A 16,572-nucleotide genomic window follows, 5' to 3' on the forward strand; every position below is an offset into this window, starting at 1 on the left:
GCTTGGCAGGATTGGGTGAGCGCTGTTAAGGTCGACAAAAGGGCCGACGGTAACGGGAAAGCTTATGAGCCTGGCGGGATGTGACCCGTCGCAACGCTCCTCAAAAGCACGGTTATTGTAGCCCGTTTTTGGAAATTACGACAGGGTTTACCCGACAACCCCTTAATATTTAAGTCTTATGTGTTGTCTGAGGTGGCCAGTGGTGGCAAGTGCAACGCCACAATGTCATTCTCTGGCTTGCCATGGAACGGATAGCGCGCACGCACCAAAGGATCATGACCAGGAATAATATGTGCGGGCGAAGCAGCCGCCGCGCGCAAGGTCGCATAGCCGGCCACCATATCGCCCACATGAAACACGATCGGAAACGGCGAGGGCCTTTCCATATTTTCATAAAAATGGCTCGCATCCGAAGCCAGTACCACCCAGCCCCGCGCTGTGTGCACGCGCAAAGACTGCAGACCCTTCGTATGACCCCCTATTTTGATCAATTCAATGCCTGGCGCTAGCGCGTGTCTGCCTTGATGAAAATGTACCCGCTCGGCATACACACGTCGCACCAAGCTCACCACATCCTCCACATCGTACGCATGACGAAACAATCCATGACACATGTGCTTACCGCAGGCGTAATCCAGCTCGTCTTCTTGAACATGAAAACGCGCATTCGGGAGCAAATCGATATTGCCAGCATGGTCGTAATGCAAATGCGTCAACACAACGTCCTTGATATCCTCTGGCGCGAGTCCTAGCAAAGACAGTGCGCCAATCGGGCAGCGCAGAAGCGTTCGCCCGCGCTCTTTAGCCTGGCGCGCATTAAACCCCGTATCAACCAAAATATTGCGTTGTCCGTCGCGAATCAGCCAGACAAAATAATCCATTGGCATCGGCTCATCATGCGGGTCCTGAGCGATAAAGTTTTCGCGGCGCATCCGTTGCTGAATCGTCGCATAGCGCAACGCGTAAATTTCATATTTAGGCACATTCATTGATCGCTCCTTTAAATGCCTCCATGATGAATCTAGCTTGACATAGGTAAAGACAAGCGCAGACAATCAAGACCATTCGCGGTGTTAGTTACACTGTTTACTTTATTTACTTTATTTACTTTTGATCATACTGATTCTGGAGCATTAAATGTCTGCTAAAAACGAAACCGCTCAATTGTTTAAAGACGGCCTGGCCGTTCGTCGTGCCGTACTCGGCGCGGATTACGTAGACGGCTCCATTGCCAAAGCCAACGACTTCACCATGGCGTTTCAACACATCACCACAGAGTGGTGCTGGGGCTATGCCTGGACCCGTGACGGTCTGAGCCGCAAGACGCGTAGCATGCTCAACCTCGCCATGCTGACTGCGCTGAACCGTTCCGCTGAAATCAAGCTGCACGTCAAAGGTGCACTCGCCAACGGCGTCACCGTCGAAGAAATCAAAGAAGTCCTGCTGCACGCTACCGTCTACTGCGGCATCCCCGCTGGTCTGGACGCGTTTAAAGCCGCCAACCAAGTGCTCGAAGAAGAAGGCGCCTACGAAAAAGCAGCCGCCAAAGCCGCCAAGAAAAAGGTAGCGGCCAAGAAAGCCACGGCTAAAAAAGTCGCTGCAGCTAAGCCTGCTGCCGTTGAGGCTGCTGCAGAAAAAACACCTGCGAAAAAAGCTGCTGCAAAAAAGGCAGTTAAGAAATGAGCGCCTTGCCCACAATCGGTTTTGTAGGCTTGGGCAGCATGGGGTGGCCGATGGCCTCCCTGCTGCACAAAGCAGGCTACCCACTTCAGGTCATCGATGCCTCGAAAGAGCGTGCGCAAGCCTTCGCCAAGGAAATCGGGGGCTCGGTTGCCGCCTCCAACCGCGCACTCGCCGCCGCCTCCGAGTTCATCATCACCATCTTACCCACCAGCAACATTGTTGAAGCCGTCCTCAATGGGCCCGATGGCCTACTGGCGGGACTGCGTCCGGGCGCAGTCGTCATTGACATGACATCAGGCGTGCCGACCATCACACGCACGCTGGCTGAGCAAGTCAAAGTGGCCAAAGGCCATCTGGTCGACGCCCCTGTTTCTGGCGGTGTGCCGCGCGCCAAGACAGGCGAACTCGCCATCATGTTTGGTGGCAGCGCCGAGATCCTCGAGCGCGTCCGTCCCGCATTGTCTTGTATGGGCACCTCGATTACGCCAACCGGAGACGTCGGCTCTGCCCACGCCATGAAAGCACTGAACAATCTGGTGTCTGCTGGCGGCTTTTTGATCGGCGTCGAAGCACTGCTGATCGGCAAGCGCTTTGGTCTTGATCCTGCCGCCATGGTGGACGTACTGAATTCTTCGACGGGAATGAACAACTCCACACAGAAGAAATTCAAACAGTTCGTCTTGTCGGGTCAATACAACGCTGGCTTTGGTCTGGACCTGATGGTCAAAGATCTGAGCATCGCGCTGGGCATTGGTCGCGATACCAACACACCGACACCTTTTTCGTCCTTGTGCCGCGAAATGTGGGCCTCATGCGCACAAATGCTCGGACCCGGTCAGGATCACACGGCAATCGCCAAGTTGTCCGAAGCCTTAGCCGGCGACACCTTATCGGAAAAGAAAGAGAGCTAGGTTTCCCCGGGCTTTTTGGGGTAGCCTTCAGCACGAATACGCACCCAGACAGGGTGCTTTTCCTCTTTGGTCATGAAGACCCAGTTCGAAACCTCCATGACCGTACGGCCACAGCCACGACACACATCATCAAACAAGGTAGAACAGATCGCCACACAGGGCGAGTCTGCTCCCTTTGAAACATCTTCTGATGTATGACCGGAAGACTGGGATGAAGCACCCTCAGGTGCCTCATCCCAATTTAATGACGGTGGCTGAGTAGTCAACTTAGACCGACTTTTTCAGTGCAGCAGCACGGTCAGTGGCTTCCCAGCTGAACTCGGGCTCGTTACGACCAAAGTGACCATATGCGGCTGTCTTGCTGTAGATTGGACGCAACAGGTCAAGCATGTTGACGATGCCTTTTGGACGCAGGTCAAAATGTTCGCGCACAAGTTTGGACAATTGCTCGTCAGACACGACGCCTGTGCCATGTGTGTCAACCGTGATGTTGATCGGCTCTGCCACACCAATCGCGTAGCTCACCTGCACTTCGCACTTGCTCGCCAAACCAGCGGCCACGATATTTTTAGCCACGTAACGTGCAGCGTAAGCAGCTGAACGGTCAACCTTTGATGGGTCCTTGCCGGAGAACGCGCCACCACCGTGACGGCATGCGCCACCGTATGTGTCGACGATGATCTTGCGACCTGTCAGACCGCAATCACCCTGGGGTCCGCCGATCACAAAGCGACCGGTTGGGTTGATCAGGAACTTGGTCTTGGCTGTCAACAAACCAGCGGGGAAACTTGGACGAATGATGTCTTCGATCACGGCCTCGTGGATCGCAGTCTGTGAAATCTCAGGGGCGTGCTGTGTCGACAACACCACCGTGTCGACCTCGACGGGCTTGCCATCGACATAACGGAACGTGACCTGAGATTTTGCATCAGGACGCAGCCAGGGCAGACGGCCATCTTTGCGCAACTCGCTCTGACGCTGCACCAGACGGTGTGCGTACCAAATTGGAGCAGGCATCAGATCAGGTGTTTCGTTACATGCGTAACCAAACATCAAACCCTGGTCGCCAGCGCCCTGATTGAGGTAATCCTCTGAGCTACGGTCCACGCCCTGAGCGATATCAGGTGACTGTTTGTCGTAGGCGACCAACACCGCGCAGCCTTTGTAGTCAATACCGTAATCGGTATTGTCGTAGCCGATGCGCTTGATGGTGTCACGGGCGACCTGGATGTAGTCGACGTTGGCAGTGGTGGTGATTTCACCGGCCAATACGACCAAACCTGTATTGCAAAGCGTTTCTGCTGCGACACGCGCATGAGGGTCCTGAGTAAAAATCGCATCCAAAACGGCATCAGAGACTTGGTCAGCGACCTTGTCTGGATGTCCTTCGGAAACGGACTCAGAGGTAAAAAGATAGTCAGAAGAAGTTGTAGCCATGATCACGTCCTAATTCTGGCAAAGCCAGGGTGAGGTTAAGGAGGTGCGTTGCACCCCGTACCGACACCTAAATAGACGCTGGATTGGGCGCGACGCTTTAGCGGATTTATTTTTGTGTTGACGCAGCATTTCAGCTTTTGTCCAACACCGTCGCCCCGCAAGTTGTCGGTTAACTCAGCGACTCGAATTCTATTTTAAGGCAAAACTACGAACAAATGGGCGATAATCCCTTCATGATCTGGAACTTCACAAAAATGCACGGCGCCGGCAACGACTTTGTGGTCTTGGATGGGGTGCGACAACCCATCGAAATGACTGCCGAGCGCGCACGTGCCCTCGCCCACCGCCAATTCGGCATTGGCTGCGATCAGATATTGCTGGTCGAACACCCTTCTCATCCTGAGGCACACTTCCGTTACCGGATTTTCAATGCCGACGGTAGCGAAGTCGAGCACTGCGGCAACGGCGCGCGCTGCTTCGTTAAGTTTGTCCATGAACAAAAGCTCTCTTCGCGCAACCCCTTGCGGGCCGAGATTTCCACAGGTTTGATTACGCTTGAAGCGATGCCCAACGGCGAAGTGGTGGTCGATATGGGCCAAACCCGTTTCGTCCCCGAGGCCTTACCGTTTGACGTGACCGGTCTTGCGACGCGCACCGAGGGTCAGGACACCCTGTACGCACTCCCTCTCCATACCCATACCAACCTCGGCGAAGTCACCATCTGGCTATCGGCTGTTGCGATCTCCAATCCGCACGTTGTTCAATTTGTGGATGACGTAGATACGGCACCTGTGTCCATCGTTGGCCCCTTGATTGAGTCGCACCCGCGTTTCGCACGCCGGGTCAACGCCGGTTTTCTCCAAATCGTCGATCGTCATACCGCTCATCTTCGTGTTTATGAGCGTGGCGCGGGAGAGACACTCGCCTGCGGCTCAGGCGTCTGCGCAGCCATCGCCGCCGGCATTCGACGCGGCCTGCTTGATTCACCGGTGCGCGTGCGCACCCACGGTGGTTGGCTCACCATCGCCACCCATGGCGATCAAATGCGTATGACCGGCCCGGCCACGACGGTCTTTTCCAGCACGATCGATATCGATCGTCTGGTCGCCTCCATTCCCACTTCCTTTAGTACCAAGCCATGACTGATTCACTGCATCCTCATACCGTTGCCAAGTTCCTCCAAGAACATCCCGAGTTTTTTGTCCAATACGCCGAGGTATTCTCCACGCTCGAGGTCCCTCATCCACACCAGGCGCGGACGATTTCACTCGGCGAGCGTCAAATCATGACCTTGCGCGAGCGTCTGCGTGACTTTGAGTTTAGGCTCTCAGACTTGGTGCGCAACGCCGCACTCAACGAAATCACCACCGACAAGCTCAATCGCTGGTGCGTGCGAATGTTGGGCGAACAATCATCGCTGCGCTTGCCGGGCGAGGTTGCCCTAGGTTTGGCCGAACAGTTCAACCTCCAAGAAGTCGCTTTGCGCGTCTGGGGCTTAGATCTGCCTTCCGAAGGGGTAGGTGCCCCCGTTGATGAGAAAGTACTCACTTACGCGAATAACCTTGTTAATCCTTATTGTGGCAATGATACGGCGCTCACTCCCGCGAGTTGGCTCCATGTCAAACCGGTCTCACTTGCAATCTTGCCCTTGCGTTCTGCCGTAGGTCAACCGGCCTTCGGGCTGCTCGTGCTGGGCTCGGATGACCCGGAGCGCTTCGCACCCGAGATGGGTATCGCGTTTTTGCAAACCGTCGGTATCCTGGCGAGCTCCGCACTCTTTCGCCTAAAACCGGCCGGCACAAACCTGCGCGCCGCTGACGACGCCTGAATTCTCCTGAAAACGCCGCCACCTATGTCCGATCCCGTCACGACCTGGCTCAAACATCTTGAAGTCAACCGTCGTTACTCCGGGCACACCCTCTCGGCCTATCGTCGCGATCTGAATCAGCTTGTGACACTTGCAGATGGGAAACCGCTTGAGCAAATCGTCAACGGCAACATTCGGCACTTTCTCGCCCGACTCCATGGCCAAGGGCACAGCGCGCGAAGTCTGGCCCGCATGCTCGCTGCCTGGCGGGGCTTTTATACCTGGTGGGCGCCTCAGAGCCACATGGCGTCCAACCCAGCGACCGATGTACGAGCGCCCAAAGCCTCGCGCGGTTTGCCCAAAGCCTTATCGGTCGATCAGACTCAAGCACTGCTCGAGGCTCCCGCCCTCGTGACCCAAACAGACCCCGCTTCGCTGCGCGACCGGGCCATGTTTGAATTGTTTTATTCAAGCGGCCTTCGCCTAAGCGAACTTGTGGGTCTTGATGTCGACTACACACACACTCAAAAGTACACCTCCGCTGGCTGGATCAATTTGATCGATCGCGAGGTCAATGTCTTAGGCAAAGGCGGCAAACGTCGCAGTGTACCGATCGGCACCCAAGCGCTCGAATGCTTGGCGCGCTGGCTCGAAGCCCGTCCTCAGTTTGTTCGTCCTCAGGCTTCCGAGGATCATGCGGCCGCTCTTTTTATCGGCGTGCGCGGCGCTCGCATCAGCCCCCGCGTTGTACAGAGCCAACTCACCAAACTCGTCAAACTGGCAGGTTTGCCGACGCACGTACATCCTCACGTTTTGCGGCATAGCTTTGCCAGCCACGTTTTACAATCTGCCCAAGACCTGAGAGCAGTTCAAGAAATGCTTGGTCATGCCAACATTTCCACGACTCAACTTTATACCAAGCTGGATTTTCAACATTTAGCAAAAGCGTACGATTCTGCACACCCCCGTGCCGGCAGAAAAACCTAATAAAAACATAGGCTTACTCGCCACTCACGCTCAATTTGGTAGTAATAGACTTGAAATTCATGGTTTTACCCCCATATATACAGGCGTCATAAAGTTTGTACTGCACATGAAAGTGACATTTTCGTGTCAGTCTAAACATCTAAAATGTTTTTTTAATGTTTGCCCGAAGGCTTCGGCTGTGCTGTAATCCGACGTTCGCCTTTGCTCTGAGCACCGATCCGAAGCCCTGCACTCTTACCCGTTTTTGAAGTCAATCTGACCATGAATTCCCCTCGCAGCCTAGACCAAATGGTCCCAGTCACGATTCTCACCGGCTTTCTCGGTGCAGGCAAGACCACGCTTTTAAAACGCATCCTGACGGAGTACCACGGTAAGCGTATCGCGGTCATCGAAAACGAATTTGGACCCGAGAGCATCGACAACGAACTACTCGTCCAAGATCAGGAAGAGGAAATCATTGAGCTGTCCAACGGCTGTATATGCTGCACCGTGCGTGGCGATTTGATGCGCACCTTGCTTGACCTGCGCAAGCGTCATGAAAGTGGCGAGCTGAAATTCGAACGCGTGATCATTGAAACCACCGGGATGGCCAATCCGGGCCCCGTTTGTCAGACGTTTTTCATGGACGATGACATCGCCGAGTACTATCGCCTCGATGCGGTTGTCACCATCGTCGATGCCAAGCACGGCATGGATACCCTCGACGAGCAAGAAGAAGCCCAAAAACAAGTCGGTTTTGCGGATCGTATTTTGATCTCCAAAAAAGATCTCGTGACTGAGGCTGATTACGCCTCTTTGCGTCGCCGTATCGTGCACATGAACCCGCGCGCCTCCATCGAAGCCGTCAATTTTGGCGATACCGATCTAAAAAAGATCATCGATATCAGCGGCTTTAATCTCAACACGATCTTGGATATCGATCCACAGTTTCTGGCTGACGATCATCCCGATGCCGCGCACGACCACGATCACGATCACGATCACGATCACGATCACGATCACGATCACGATCACGACCATGGACATGATCACGCGCACGCACATGGTCATGATCACGGCCATGATCATAATCCCGCGACCTGCACCAATCCAGACCATGATCACGGTCATCACAAGCCTGCGCACAACGACAACATCGGTGCGTTTGTTTTTAAATCGGACAAGCCCTTTGATCCAGAGCGCCTCGAGGAGTTTCTCGGTGGCGTTGTTCAAGTCTACGGACCCGATCTTCTGCGTTACAAGGGGATTCTTTACATGAAAGGCATCAACAAACGGATGCTCTTTCAAGGTGTCCATATGTTGATGGGCGCCGAACCCGGCAAACCCTGGCTGGCCAACGAAAAAAAGACCACCAAAATGGTCTTTATCGGACGCAAGCTGCCCCAAGAGATCTTTACCAAAGGTCTCGAGCAGTGTCTGGCTAAGTAGTCCCTCTGCGCCCGTGTGCAGAATTTATTTAATGGAGTGTTTTTAATGGTAACCAAGGTAGCAAAACCCGCAGCAAGCAAGACGACTGCAGCAAAAGCCCCCGTATCCACCAAGGTCGCGGCCGCTAAAAAAGCAGCTCCCGTACCGGCAAAAACACCCGCGGTTGCCTCTAAAGCTGCGCCGAAAAAGCCTGTTAATAGGGGTGATTTATCTGAAAACAATCTGCCCACCGAGGCAGAATTGCTCAAGATGCCAGAGTCCGAGTACATGAACGAGCGTCAGCTTGGCTTTTTCCGCGACCGCCTCAGACAGCTCGAACAAGAAATTCTCAGCAATGCAGGTGCCACCACAGAGCATTTGCGTGAGACGCAATTTGTGCCTGACCCAGCCGATCGTGCGACGATCGAAGAAGAGCACGCACTCGAACTACGTACCCGCGATCGCGAACGCAAGTTGCTGAAAAAAGTTCAGCAATCCATCATGCGTATCGACGGCGGCGAATATGGTTGGTGCGAAGAAACAGGCGAGCCGATTGGCTTACGTCGACTGCTCGCACGTCCCACAGCGACACTCTCTCTAGAAGCACAAGAGCGTCGGGAAATGCGACAGAAAATGTTTGGTGACTAAATAATATCCCCTGCAGAACTCTTGCAGGACTGACACACACCGGGGCACACTTGCGTTATCACGAGTGTGCCCTTGTTGACTTTAAGCTCTACTCTCTATCAAAGTACACATATGGAACAATTTCACGGTACCACGATCGTTTGTGTTCGGCGCGGCAACCGCGTCGCACTCGGTGGCGATGGCCAGGTCACACTGGGCAACATCATCATCAAAGGTACGGCACGCAAAATCCGTCGTCTTTATCATGACAAAATTCTCGCGGGCTTTGCCGGTGCGACCGCTGACGCGTTTACGCTTCAGGAACGGTTCGAAGGCAAGCTCGAAAAACATCAAGGCAATCTGATGCGCGCCGCTGTCGAGCTCACGCGCGACTGGCGCACCGACCGCGTGCTTCGCCGTCTCGAAGCCATGCTAATCGTGGCCGATCGCGAACACACACTGGTACTGACTGGCAACGGCGATGTACTCGAACCCGAAAATGGTTTAGCTGCGATTGGTTCCGGCGGTGCCTACGCACAATCCGCCGCGATGGCATTGTTGCGCCACACCGAACTCGCACCCGAGGTGATCGTCAAACAGTCACTCGAAATCGCCGGCGATCTTTGTATCTACACCAATCAACAGCACTTGATTGAAACACTGGAATAAGCATGTCAGCCTCCACCATGACACCTAGCGAGATCGTATCCGAACTGGACAAATATATCGTCGGACAACATCGTGCCAAGCGCTCTGTTGCCGTCGCGCTGCGCAATCGCTGGCGACGCCAGCAGGTCGCCGAGCCCCTGCGTCACGAAATCCATCCAAAAAATATATTGATGATCGGCCCCACAGGTGTAGGCAAAACCGAAATCGCTCGCAGGCTCGCCAAGCTGGTTGATGCGCCTTTCATCAAAATAGAAGCCACGAAATTTACCGAAGTCGGCTATGTCGGTCGCGATGTCGACACGATCATTCGTGACCTCGCTGAGATCGCCGTCAAGCAGACCCGCGAACAAGAAATGAAACGCGTGCGTACGCTTGCCGAAGACTCCGCCGAGGATCGCATCCTTGATGTGTTGCTCACGCCGCCGCGTGCCGCAGATGGCTCACCGATTCGCGAAGAAACTGCGACACGGCAAACTTTTCGTAAGCGTTTGCGCGAGGGTCACCTCGATGCCACCGAAATCGATATCGAAGTCGCGCAAGCCACGCCGCAAATGGACATCATGACACCCCCGGGCATGGAAGAGATGGCCGAACAACTCAAGGGTATGTTCGCCGGTCTATCACGTGAAAAAACCAAGTCACGCAAAATGACCGTCAAAGAAGCGTTCAAGCTCTTGGTAGACGAAGAAGCCGCCAAACGCGTGAACGAAGAAGACATCCGCACCGTCGCGATCCAAAAAGTTGAACAGCACGGCATCGTTTTTCTCGATGAAATCGACAAAATCGCCTCACGCCAAGAGTCCGGCGGCGCAGAGGTGTCGCGCCAAGGTGTGCAACGCGATCTGCTGCCCTTGGTCGAGGGTACAACCGTCACCACCAAGTACGGCATGATCCGCACCGATCATATTTTATTTATAGCCTCAGGTGCGTTTCACCTTTCACGGCCTTCGGATTTGATTCCCGAACTCCAAGGCCGCTTTCCGATCCGTGTCGAGCTCGACTCATTGACCGCCAAAGATTTCGTACAGATTTTGTGCGAAACCGATGCTTCGCTGACCAAGCAATATACGGCTTTGCTCGCCACTGAAGAAGTACATCTGAACTTTACTGAGGAGGGAATCGCCCGTTTGGCCGAGCTCGCCTTTGACGTCAACGAACGCACTGAAAACATTGGTGCACGCAGACTCTATACGGTCATGGAAAAACTGTTAGAGGACTTGTCCTTTGACGCCACTAGCAGCAGCGGTCAGACGATCATGATTGATGCACACTATGTCAACGCTCAGCTCGCAGAAGCCGCAGCCAGTCAAGACCTGGCCCGTTACGTACTTTAAGGATAAATATGAGCACTCGACTCTCGATCATCGCGACACGTACCGGAGACGATGGCTCAACGGGCTTGGGTGACGGCACACGCGTCCCCAAGGATAGCGCCCGCGTACAAGCCATGGGGGATGTGGACGAGCTCAATAGCTGCCTAGGCGTACTGCTGGCCGATGACGTGCCTGTAGACATTGCCGCGGCCATCGCCCCCGCGCAACACGTTTTGTTTGACCTAGGTAGCGAGCTCGCTGTGCCGGGTTATTTTTTGATGAAACCCGAACAGGTCGCTTATCTGGATCAGCAGATCAGTACCTTCAATGCACGGCTCGAACCGCTCAAAGAATTTATCCTACCTGGTGGTACGCGTACCGCTTCGCTTGCCCACATTGCCCGGAGCGTTTGCCGCCGTGCCGAACGCTCGGTGGTGGCCCTGCATCACGAGACGCCGATGGGTCCCCTGCCGCAACAGTATCTGAATCGACTATCAGACTTGCTCTTTATCCTGGCACGATGCCTGAATAAAGCAGCGCAGCATCCCGATTCGCTGTGGCGGCGGGACTGATTACTTTTCATGTAATGTGTATTTTCTCAAGCGGGGCGACTCTGCTTGAGCTTCTTTAAGTAGTAGCGCCCAATTATCCGGAGGATGGCCACTTTCTAGCATGTTGCGAAACACTAAATATGCATCATCGCAACTCTCATATGCTCGCTTAGTCTCCTGATCGTTGACCCAAACGTACACAATCATTTTGACTTGTGCGTGGTAACGAAAGAATAAGCGATACTGCTGAAAGAATTTAGCGCGAAACCAGTGTTTGCGATCATTTCCCAAGGTCGCGCCTTGACGATATTCGATCCTCATTGGATCTTGCGGTATGACCTCAAATGCTAACTTGATGATCGCCGCCAATCGCTTGCTTGCATTTTTCCTCGCATACCCGATCGGATCTTTCTTTTTAAGAAGCTCTACTTGACTGGTGAGTTGCTCAAGCTGAGTTAAAAAAAGTGGGTGAGCAAAGACGGCCCAACCATTTATCACGAGTCCTTCATTCGACGCGCGGATCACTCATCGTCTGCCGATAAAGGTGCATCCAAATCCACGTCGATACCTTCGACTAGAGATTGCATCCGTTGAACGAAAGCGGAATCTATTGCCTGTAGCCTCTCAGGATGAGTTGCGACATCGCGGGTAAGAAAACTCAGAAACGCGTCAAGAACCGGGTCACTCTTTTCGGCGACATCTGCACGCGTGAGCATCACCCCACCTTCGGGGAGAATGGTGTAATGAATCTTGTCACGTTTGCCAAGACGTAAAGCGCGGCGCACAGTTTCGGGTACTGTGGTTTGATACCGATCCGTGAGCGTAGACTCAACTTCAAGCTTAATAGACATAAGAGACATAACAGACATAGGAGAAAACTAAACAAACATAATGGTAATGCAAATGCATTGTCACTGTCAAGCGAGAAAAAGGCTCATAATAATTGATATCCAATAGTTATCAATTAATCATTAAGTTTCATTTTACGTGAATCAATTCAGCTTCTAGTATGTGGGGGTAAGTCCAACAACGGAATCAGGAGACCCCCGTGAAAATTAAACTTATCATTACCTTGCTGCTGGGCCTGGCCGTGTCGATCGGCGCCCCCGCACTCGCACAAGAGTGGCCCACTAAACCCGTTAAATTACTCGTCGGCGCCTCTCCCGGCGGTGGTACAGATCAGATGGCCCGAGCCGTCGCAGACAAACTCACACCGATGTGGGGCCAAACCGTAGTGGTCGAAAACAGACCTGGCGCTTCAAACACCCTCGCGGCAGACGTGACGGCTAAATCAACAGATGGCCAAACCATGCTGATGGGCGTGTCGACTGCGCAAGCCATCGCACCGCATCTGCTCAAGCTCAACTACGACAACGCAAAAGATCTCATTCCCGTCGCTTTTACCGGCTCCGTGCCTAACGTACTCGTTGTCGCAGCAAATAGTCCCGTCAATAGCGTGCAAGACCTCGTCAAACTGCTCAAGAGCAAGCCCGGTCAACTTAACTTTGCTTCGAGCGGTGCAGGCAGCACACAGCATATCGCGGCCGAACTCTTTAAAGATCTGGCTGGCGTCAATGCCGTTCACGTTCCTTACAAAGGCAGCAGTCCCGCCATGATTGATCTGATCGCCGGACAGGTTCAATACGCCTTCGAAACCATGTCCTCGGCATTGCCTCAGATCCGTGGGGGCAAACTTAAAGCTCTCGGTGTTGCAAGCGACGCACGCAACCCACAACTGCCCGACACACCCACGATGAAAGAAGCGGGTGTCCCCTTGGTGATGAGTGCCTGGTATGGCGTCTATATGCCCGCCAATACACCTGCCGTGGTGATCAATAAAGTCAATGCGGATGTGAACAAAGTGCTCAACATGCCCGACACCGCCAAACGCTTGGAAACCATTGGTGCGACGATTCAGCCTATGTCACAAGCCCAGTTCAAAGCGTTTCACGATGCTGAGAACAAGCGTTATGCCGACGTCATTAAAAAGAACAACATTCAAGTCAATTAATTTTTTAAAAGCTGCTCAGGAAGTGTATTTATGAAGATCAAAGCCGTCCGCGCCCGTGTGTTTGAATGGAAAGGTAAAACCGTTCCCCCTCAGGGTAACTTTTGCTCAAACGCCATGGACTTGGTGTACTCAAAAAATGAAACCATGAGTACCTTCCGTTTCCATTCGTGGACGGTGGTCGAAATCGAGACTGACAACGGTATTGTCGGTCTCGGTAACGTTGCACTCGCCCCCAAGATTGCTAAAGCCATCATTGATGAGTATCTCGCGGCTATGGTGATTGGCGAAGACCCGTGGGATTACGAATACCTTTGGCAAAAAATGTATCGCGGCACGCATGCCTGGGGGCGCAAAGGCGTCACCATGGCCGCGATCTCTGCCATCGACTTAGCCATCTGGGACATCCTGGGTAAAAGCGTCAATAAGCCGGTCTTTAAATTGCTTGGCGGTCGCACCAAAGAAAAGATTCCTTGCTACTACTCCAAGCTCTACCGCACCGACTTGAATGCAATGCAAAAAGAGGCGCAGACCTTTCTCGACCAAGGTTTCAAGGCTTTTAAAATGCGCTTTGGCTATGGTCCCGCGCATCTGCAACAAGGTGTAGTCGAAAACCTCAAATCGGTCGCCGCAGTCCGCGAAGTGATCGGCGACGATACGGATCTGATGCTCGAGTGCTACATGGGTTGGAACCTAGAGTACGCAAAACGCATGCTACCCAAGCTGGAAAAGTATGCGCCCCGTTGGTTAGAGGAGCCCGTCATTGCCGACGACATCGATGGCTATGCTGAGCTCAATCAGCTGACCAGCATCCCGATTTCTGGTGGGGAACACGAGTTTTCTCTCTACGGTTTCAAGCAACTACTTGATCGTAAAGCGGTCTCTGTTGTGCAATACGATACCAACCGCGTTGGGGGCATTACCGCCGCACATAAAATCAATGCTCTCTGCGAAGCCTATAGCGTGCCGGTGATTCCTCATGCAGGTCAGATGCACAACTATCACCTGACCATGAGCACGCTCGCCTCACCCATGAGCGAGTACTTTCCCATGTTCGATGTCGAAGTCGGTAACGAACTGTTCTACTACATCTTTGATGGTGAGCCTGTGGCCAAAGATGGTTTTATCCAGCTCGACGACAATACGCCCGGACTTGGCCTCACACTCAAGACCGAGTTTCTGAAAGACTTCAACATCATCGAGTAAAGATCATGGCAGCATATCCCAGATATCAAGGCGTATTTCCCGTCGTTCCAACGATTTTTAAAGAGTCCGGCGAACTCGATCTGCCGAGTCAAAAACGTTGTGTCGATTTCATGATCGACGCGGGATCACACGGCTTGTGTATTCTGGCAAACTTCTCAGAGCAGTTTTCAATCTCTGATGACGAGCGAGATCGCCTGACCCGCGAGATCCTAGAGCATGTGGCAGGACGCGTGCCTGTCATCGTCACGACGACCCATTACGGATCACTGATTTGCGCACAACGCAGCAAACGCGCGCAAGACTTGGGCGCATCCATGGTGATGATCATGCCCCCCTATCATGGCGCGACCATTCGCGTACCAGAGCCAAACATATACGAGTTTTTTACAAAAGTCTCGGATGCAATCAACATCCCCATCATGATCCAGGATGCGCCTGTCAGCGGCACCCCCTTATCCGCCGCATTTCTGGCAAAGATGGCGACAGAAATCGCCAACGTCTCCTATTTCAAAATCGAGACTGCGGGTGCGGCTAGCAAACTGCGTGAGCTCATCAAACTCGGTGGTGATGCCATCGAAGGGCCTTGGGATGGCGAAGAGGCCATCACTTTGTTGCCCGATCTCGAAGCAGGCTGCACCGGCGCCATGACCGGTGGCGGCTACCCGGACGGTATTCGTCAGATCATGGATCCCTGGTTTGCGGGCAATCGCGAGCAAGCGATCAATGCCTACACTCGGTGGTTACCTTTGATCAATTACGAAAACCGCCAAGGCGGCATTTTGTCCGCCAAAGCACTCATGAAAGCGGGCGGCATCATCGACGCCGAGGTTTCACGACACCCTTTTCCTGCGATGAATCCGGCTGTGCGCAGTGGTCTGATCGAAACCGCCAAACGACTTGATCCTCTGGTATTTCGCTGGGGCAAGTAAGCCTCTGATATAAGCCATCGCTCTAAATCAGAGACTGGGTTCTGGCGGATGAAGCATCGTTAAAAATGCTTTTGTCGCTGCAGAAGCAGGTCGATCCCGCTTGAGCAGACTCCCATAGGGATCAAGCTTGTTCTTAATCCGATAGCGCAACACTTTGATTCGACCGCTATCGGCAAAAATCGCTGCGACAGATTCGGGAATGACTGCAATCATATCGGTGCGGGTGACGATATCCGCCGTAGTCAAGATAGAGGAGGTCTCGATGAGCGTCTCAGGCAACACCAAATGTTGGTCACGAAACTCTCGCTCGATCACCGCACGCATCGGACTGCCCGGCCCCTGAAGAATCCAGGGATACTGGTGCAAAGCCTCCAAGGTCACCTTAGCCTTGTCGGCAAGGGGATGATTCACGGCGCCCACAATCGATAGGGTTTCATTGGCAATCGGTCGAAATACATAATCCTCATGTTTCACGCTCACAATCCGTCCAATCACCAAGTCTAAGTTACCCTGATTGAGCGCCTCGATCAGCACATCGCTGGTCGCCGTCGAAATGTTGATCGACAGCATTGGATAGGATCGACGCATCGCAATTAACGCATCCGTCAAGATTGCGGGTGAGGCTGCCATAATGCTTCCCACCGACAACGTCCCATGAATGCCCATTTGCATCGCATCCAGTTCCCGAGCCAGAGATTCTAGGCTGCCTCGCATCCCTTGAAAAAAACCCAGCACCGTTTTGCCTGCGGCATTCAGAGTCAGTGTTCTGCCCGTTCGATCAAAAATCTTTGTCCCGAGCGCATCTTCGAGTTCGTGCAGCATTTTGGTGGCGGCAGGCTGGGTCATTCCCATGACTTGGGCCGCTGCACGTAAGGTCCGATGTTCCTGGATATTCAGCAATAACGACACTTGTCGCATACGCAAGCGATTGAGCAAGGTGTGGGCGTAGTGATTCATGCGATAGCTTTCATTTTTTTATGATAACTTTTAGATATCAATCAATGATGAAGTTTCATTTTACTGGAATTGATTATCTC

At 53.2% G+C, this 16,572-nt stretch carries 18 protein-coding genes, 1 pseudogene and 1 riboswitch; of the genes and pseudogenes, 13 read left to right on the forward strand and 6 right to left on the reverse strand.

From position 1 onward, the window contains the following. Positions 1–10 precede the first annotated feature (10 nt). Positions 11–108: riboswitch (S-adenosyl-L-homocysteine riboswitch) on the reverse strand. A gap of 68 nt (positions 109–176) precedes the next feature. Continuing rightward, on the reverse strand, positions 177–989 hold the full coding sequence (locus tag AC8GE9_RS11100; protein ID WP_506677235.1) for an N-acyl homoserine lactonase family protein: 813 nt from the start codon (positions 987–989) through the stop codon (positions 177–179). 148 nt (positions 990–1,137) lie between these two features. Between AC8GE9_RS11100 and AC8GE9_RS11105 the strand changes: the two are divergent. Both AC8GE9_RS11105 and AC8GE9_RS11110 read left to right on the forward strand, forming a co-directional pair. Continuing rightward, positions 1,138–1,542, forward strand: a pseudogene (locus AC8GE9_RS11105) (carboxymuconolactone decarboxylase family protein); the annotation flags it as partial. A 137-nt stretch (positions 1,543–1,679) separates the two neighbouring features. Next, entirely contained in the window at positions 1,680–2,594 is a 915-nt protein-coding gene (locus tag AC8GE9_RS11110) for an NAD(P)-dependent oxidoreductase (RefSeq protein WP_506677236.1), read from the forward strand. Here AC8GE9_RS11110 and AC8GE9_RS11115 read toward each other — a convergent pair. Both AC8GE9_RS11115 and metK read right to left on the reverse strand, forming a co-directional pair. After that, a complete protein-coding gene (locus tag AC8GE9_RS11115; protein ID WP_506677237.1) occupies positions 2,591–2,860 on the reverse strand; it encodes a DUF1289 domain-containing protein in 270 nt (89 codons plus the stop codon). The genes AC8GE9_RS11110 and AC8GE9_RS11115 overlap by 4 nt on opposite strands. Position 2,861: 1 nt before the next feature. After that, positions 2,862–4,031, reverse strand: a complete 1,170-nt coding sequence (gene metK / locus AC8GE9_RS11120) for a methionine adenosyltransferase (RefSeq protein ID WP_506677238.1) — start codon at positions 4,029–4,031, stop codon at positions 2,862–2,864. A 215-nt stretch (positions 4,032–4,246) separates the two neighbouring features. Between metK and dapF the strand changes: the two genes are divergently transcribed. The 8 genes from dapF (at position 4,247) to AC8GE9_RS11160 (ending at position 11,413) form a co-directional block, all read left to right on the forward strand. Continuing rightward, a complete protein-coding gene (dapF, locus tag AC8GE9_RS11125) occupies positions 4,247–5,173 on the forward strand; it encodes a diaminopimelate epimerase (protein WP_506677239.1) in 927 nt (308 codons plus the stop codon). Beyond that, positions 5,170–5,859 carry a DUF484 family protein gene (locus AC8GE9_RS11130; RefSeq protein ID WP_506677240.1) on the forward strand — a complete coding sequence of 230 codons (690 nt, stop codon included), beginning with the start codon at positions 5,170–5,172 and terminating at the stop codon, positions 5,857–5,859. Before dapF ends, AC8GE9_RS11130 begins: the two co-directional genes overlap by 4 nt. Positions 5,860–5,883: 24 nt before the next feature. Beyond that, positions 5,884–6,825, forward strand: a complete 942-nt coding sequence (gene xerC, locus AC8GE9_RS11135; protein ID WP_506677241.1) for a tyrosine recombinase XerC — start codon at positions 5,884–5,886, stop codon at positions 6,823–6,825. 261 nt (positions 6,826–7,086) lie between these two features. Then, positions 7,087–8,253: a CobW family GTP-binding protein gene (locus tag AC8GE9_RS11140; RefSeq protein ID WP_506677242.1), complete on the forward strand. Its 1,167-nt coding sequence runs from the start codon at positions 7,087–7,089 to the stop codon at positions 8,251–8,253. A 222-nt stretch (positions 8,254–8,475) separates the two neighbouring features. Beyond that, the gene (gene dksA / locus AC8GE9_RS11145) at positions 8,476–8,880 is read left to right on the forward strand and encodes an RNA polymerase-binding protein DksA (RefSeq protein ID WP_506677794.1); all 405 of its coding nucleotides are present in this window, start codon (positions 8,476–8,478) and stop codon (positions 8,878–8,880) included. A 111-nt stretch (positions 8,881–8,991) separates the two neighbouring features. Continuing rightward, complete coding sequence (gene hslV / locus AC8GE9_RS11150) at positions 8,992–9,528, forward strand: ATP-dependent protease subunit HslV (protein ID WP_028816652.1); 537 nt, start codon at positions 8,992–8,994, stop codon at positions 9,526–9,528. A 2-nt stretch (positions 9,529–9,530) separates the two neighbouring features. After that, a complete protein-coding gene (gene hslU, locus AC8GE9_RS11155; protein WP_506677243.1) occupies positions 9,531–10,862 on the forward strand; it encodes an ATP-dependent protease ATPase subunit HslU in 1,332 nt (443 codons plus the stop codon). Between the two features lie 8 nt (positions 10,863–10,870). Then, complete coding sequence (locus tag AC8GE9_RS11160; protein ID WP_506677244.1) at positions 10,871–11,413, forward strand: cob(I)yrinic acid a,c-diamide adenosyltransferase; 543 nt, start codon at positions 10,871–10,873, stop codon at positions 11,411–11,413. Here AC8GE9_RS11160 and AC8GE9_RS11165 read toward each other — a convergent pair whose 3' ends face one another. Beyond that, positions 11,414–11,890, reverse strand: coding sequence for a type II toxin-antitoxin system YhaV family toxin (locus tag AC8GE9_RS11165; RefSeq protein WP_506677245.1), 477 nt, complete (start codon positions 11,888–11,890; stop codon positions 11,414–11,416). Between the two features lie 23 nt (positions 11,891–11,913). After that, positions 11,914–12,243, reverse strand: coding sequence for a type II toxin-antitoxin system PrlF family antitoxin (locus AC8GE9_RS11170; RefSeq protein WP_506677246.1), 330 nt, complete (start codon positions 12,241–12,243; stop codon positions 11,914–11,916). Between the two features lie 197 nt (positions 12,244–12,440). Between AC8GE9_RS11170 and AC8GE9_RS11175 the strand changes: the two genes are divergently transcribed. The 3 genes from AC8GE9_RS11175 to AC8GE9_RS11185 are packed head-to-tail and all read left to right on the forward strand — an operon-like array spanning position 12,441 to position 15,535. Continuing rightward, entirely contained in the window at positions 12,441–13,403 is a 963-nt protein-coding gene (locus AC8GE9_RS11175) for a Bug family tripartite tricarboxylate transporter substrate binding protein (RefSeq protein ID WP_506677247.1), read from the forward strand. Positions 13,404–13,433: 30 nt separating this feature from the next. Beyond that, positions 13,434–14,606: an L-rhamnonate dehydratase gene (locus AC8GE9_RS11180; RefSeq protein WP_506677248.1), complete on the forward strand. Its 1,173-nt coding sequence runs from the start codon at positions 13,434–13,436 to the stop codon at positions 14,604–14,606. 5 nt (positions 14,607–14,611) lie between these two features. After that, positions 14,612–15,535, forward strand: coding sequence for a dihydrodipicolinate synthase family protein (locus AC8GE9_RS11185; protein ID WP_506677249.1), 924 nt, complete (start codon positions 14,612–14,614; stop codon positions 15,533–15,535). Positions 15,536–15,562: 27 nt separating this feature from the next. Here the strand turns inward: AC8GE9_RS11185 and AC8GE9_RS11190 are convergent, their stop codons facing one another. Continuing rightward, a complete protein-coding gene (locus AC8GE9_RS11190; protein WP_506677250.1) occupies positions 15,563–16,492 on the reverse strand; it encodes a LysR family transcriptional regulator in 930 nt (309 codons plus the stop codon). Between the last annotated feature and the right edge of the window lie 80 nt (positions 16,493–16,572).

Source organism: Zwartia lucis, assembly GCF_965234455.1.
Lineage (GTDB): Bacteria > Pseudomonadota > Gammaproteobacteria > Burkholderiales > Burkholderiaceae_B > Zwartia > Zwartia lucis.

What these genes read in the sequence shown, in the direction of transcription:
- AC8GE9_RS11160 (WP_506677244.1), top strand. Translation starts at nt 10,871, where the DNA reads ATGAGCACTCGACTCTCGATCATCGCGACACGTACCGGAGACGATGGC.
- AC8GE9_RS11185 (WP_506677249.1), top strand. Translation starts at nt 14,612, where the DNA reads ATGGCAGCATATCCCAGATATCAAGGCGTATTTCCCGTCGTTCCAACG.
- metK (WP_506677238.1), bottom strand. Translation starts at nt 4,031, where the DNA reads ATGGCTACAACTTCTTCTGACTATCTTTTTACCTCTGAGTCCGTTTCC.
- AC8GE9_RS11180 (WP_506677248.1), top strand. Translation starts at nt 13,434, where the DNA reads ATGAAGATCAAAGCCGTCCGCGCCCGTGTGTTTGAATGGAAAGGTAAA.
- AC8GE9_RS11130 (WP_506677240.1), top strand. Translation starts at nt 5,170, where the DNA reads ATGACTGATTCACTGCATCCTCATACCGTTGCCAAGTTCCTCCAAGAA.
- AC8GE9_RS11190 (WP_506677250.1), bottom strand. Translation starts at nt 16,492, where the DNA reads ATGAATCACTACGCCCACACCTTGCTCAATCGCTTGCGTATGCGACAA.
- dapF (WP_506677239.1), top strand. Translation starts at nt 4,247, where the DNA reads ATGGGCGATAATCCCTTCATGATCTGGAACTTCACAAAAATGCACGGC.
- AC8GE9_RS11100 (WP_506677235.1), bottom strand. Translation starts at nt 989, where the DNA reads ATGAATGTGCCTAAATATGAAATTTACGCGTTGCGCTATGCGACGATT.
- AC8GE9_RS11170 (WP_506677246.1), bottom strand. Translation starts at nt 12,243, where the DNA reads ATGTCTATTAAGCTTGAAGTTGAGTCTACGCTCACGGATCGGTATCAA.
- AC8GE9_RS11140 (WP_506677242.1), top strand. Translation starts at nt 7,087, where the DNA reads ATGAATTCCCCTCGCAGCCTAGACCAAATGGTCCCAGTCACGATTCTC.
- AC8GE9_RS11110 (WP_506677236.1), top strand. Translation starts at nt 1,680, where the DNA reads ATGAGCGCCTTGCCCACAATCGGTTTTGTAGGCTTGGGCAGCATGGGG.
- xerC (WP_506677241.1), top strand. Translation starts at nt 5,884, where the DNA reads ATGTCCGATCCCGTCACGACCTGGCTCAAACATCTTGAAGTCAACCGT.
- hslU (WP_506677243.1), top strand. Translation starts at nt 9,531, where the DNA reads ATGTCAGCCTCCACCATGACACCTAGCGAGATCGTATCCGAACTGGAC.
- hslV (WP_028816652.1), top strand. Translation starts at nt 8,992, where the DNA reads ATGGAACAATTTCACGGTACCACGATCGTTTGTGTTCGGCGCGGCAAC.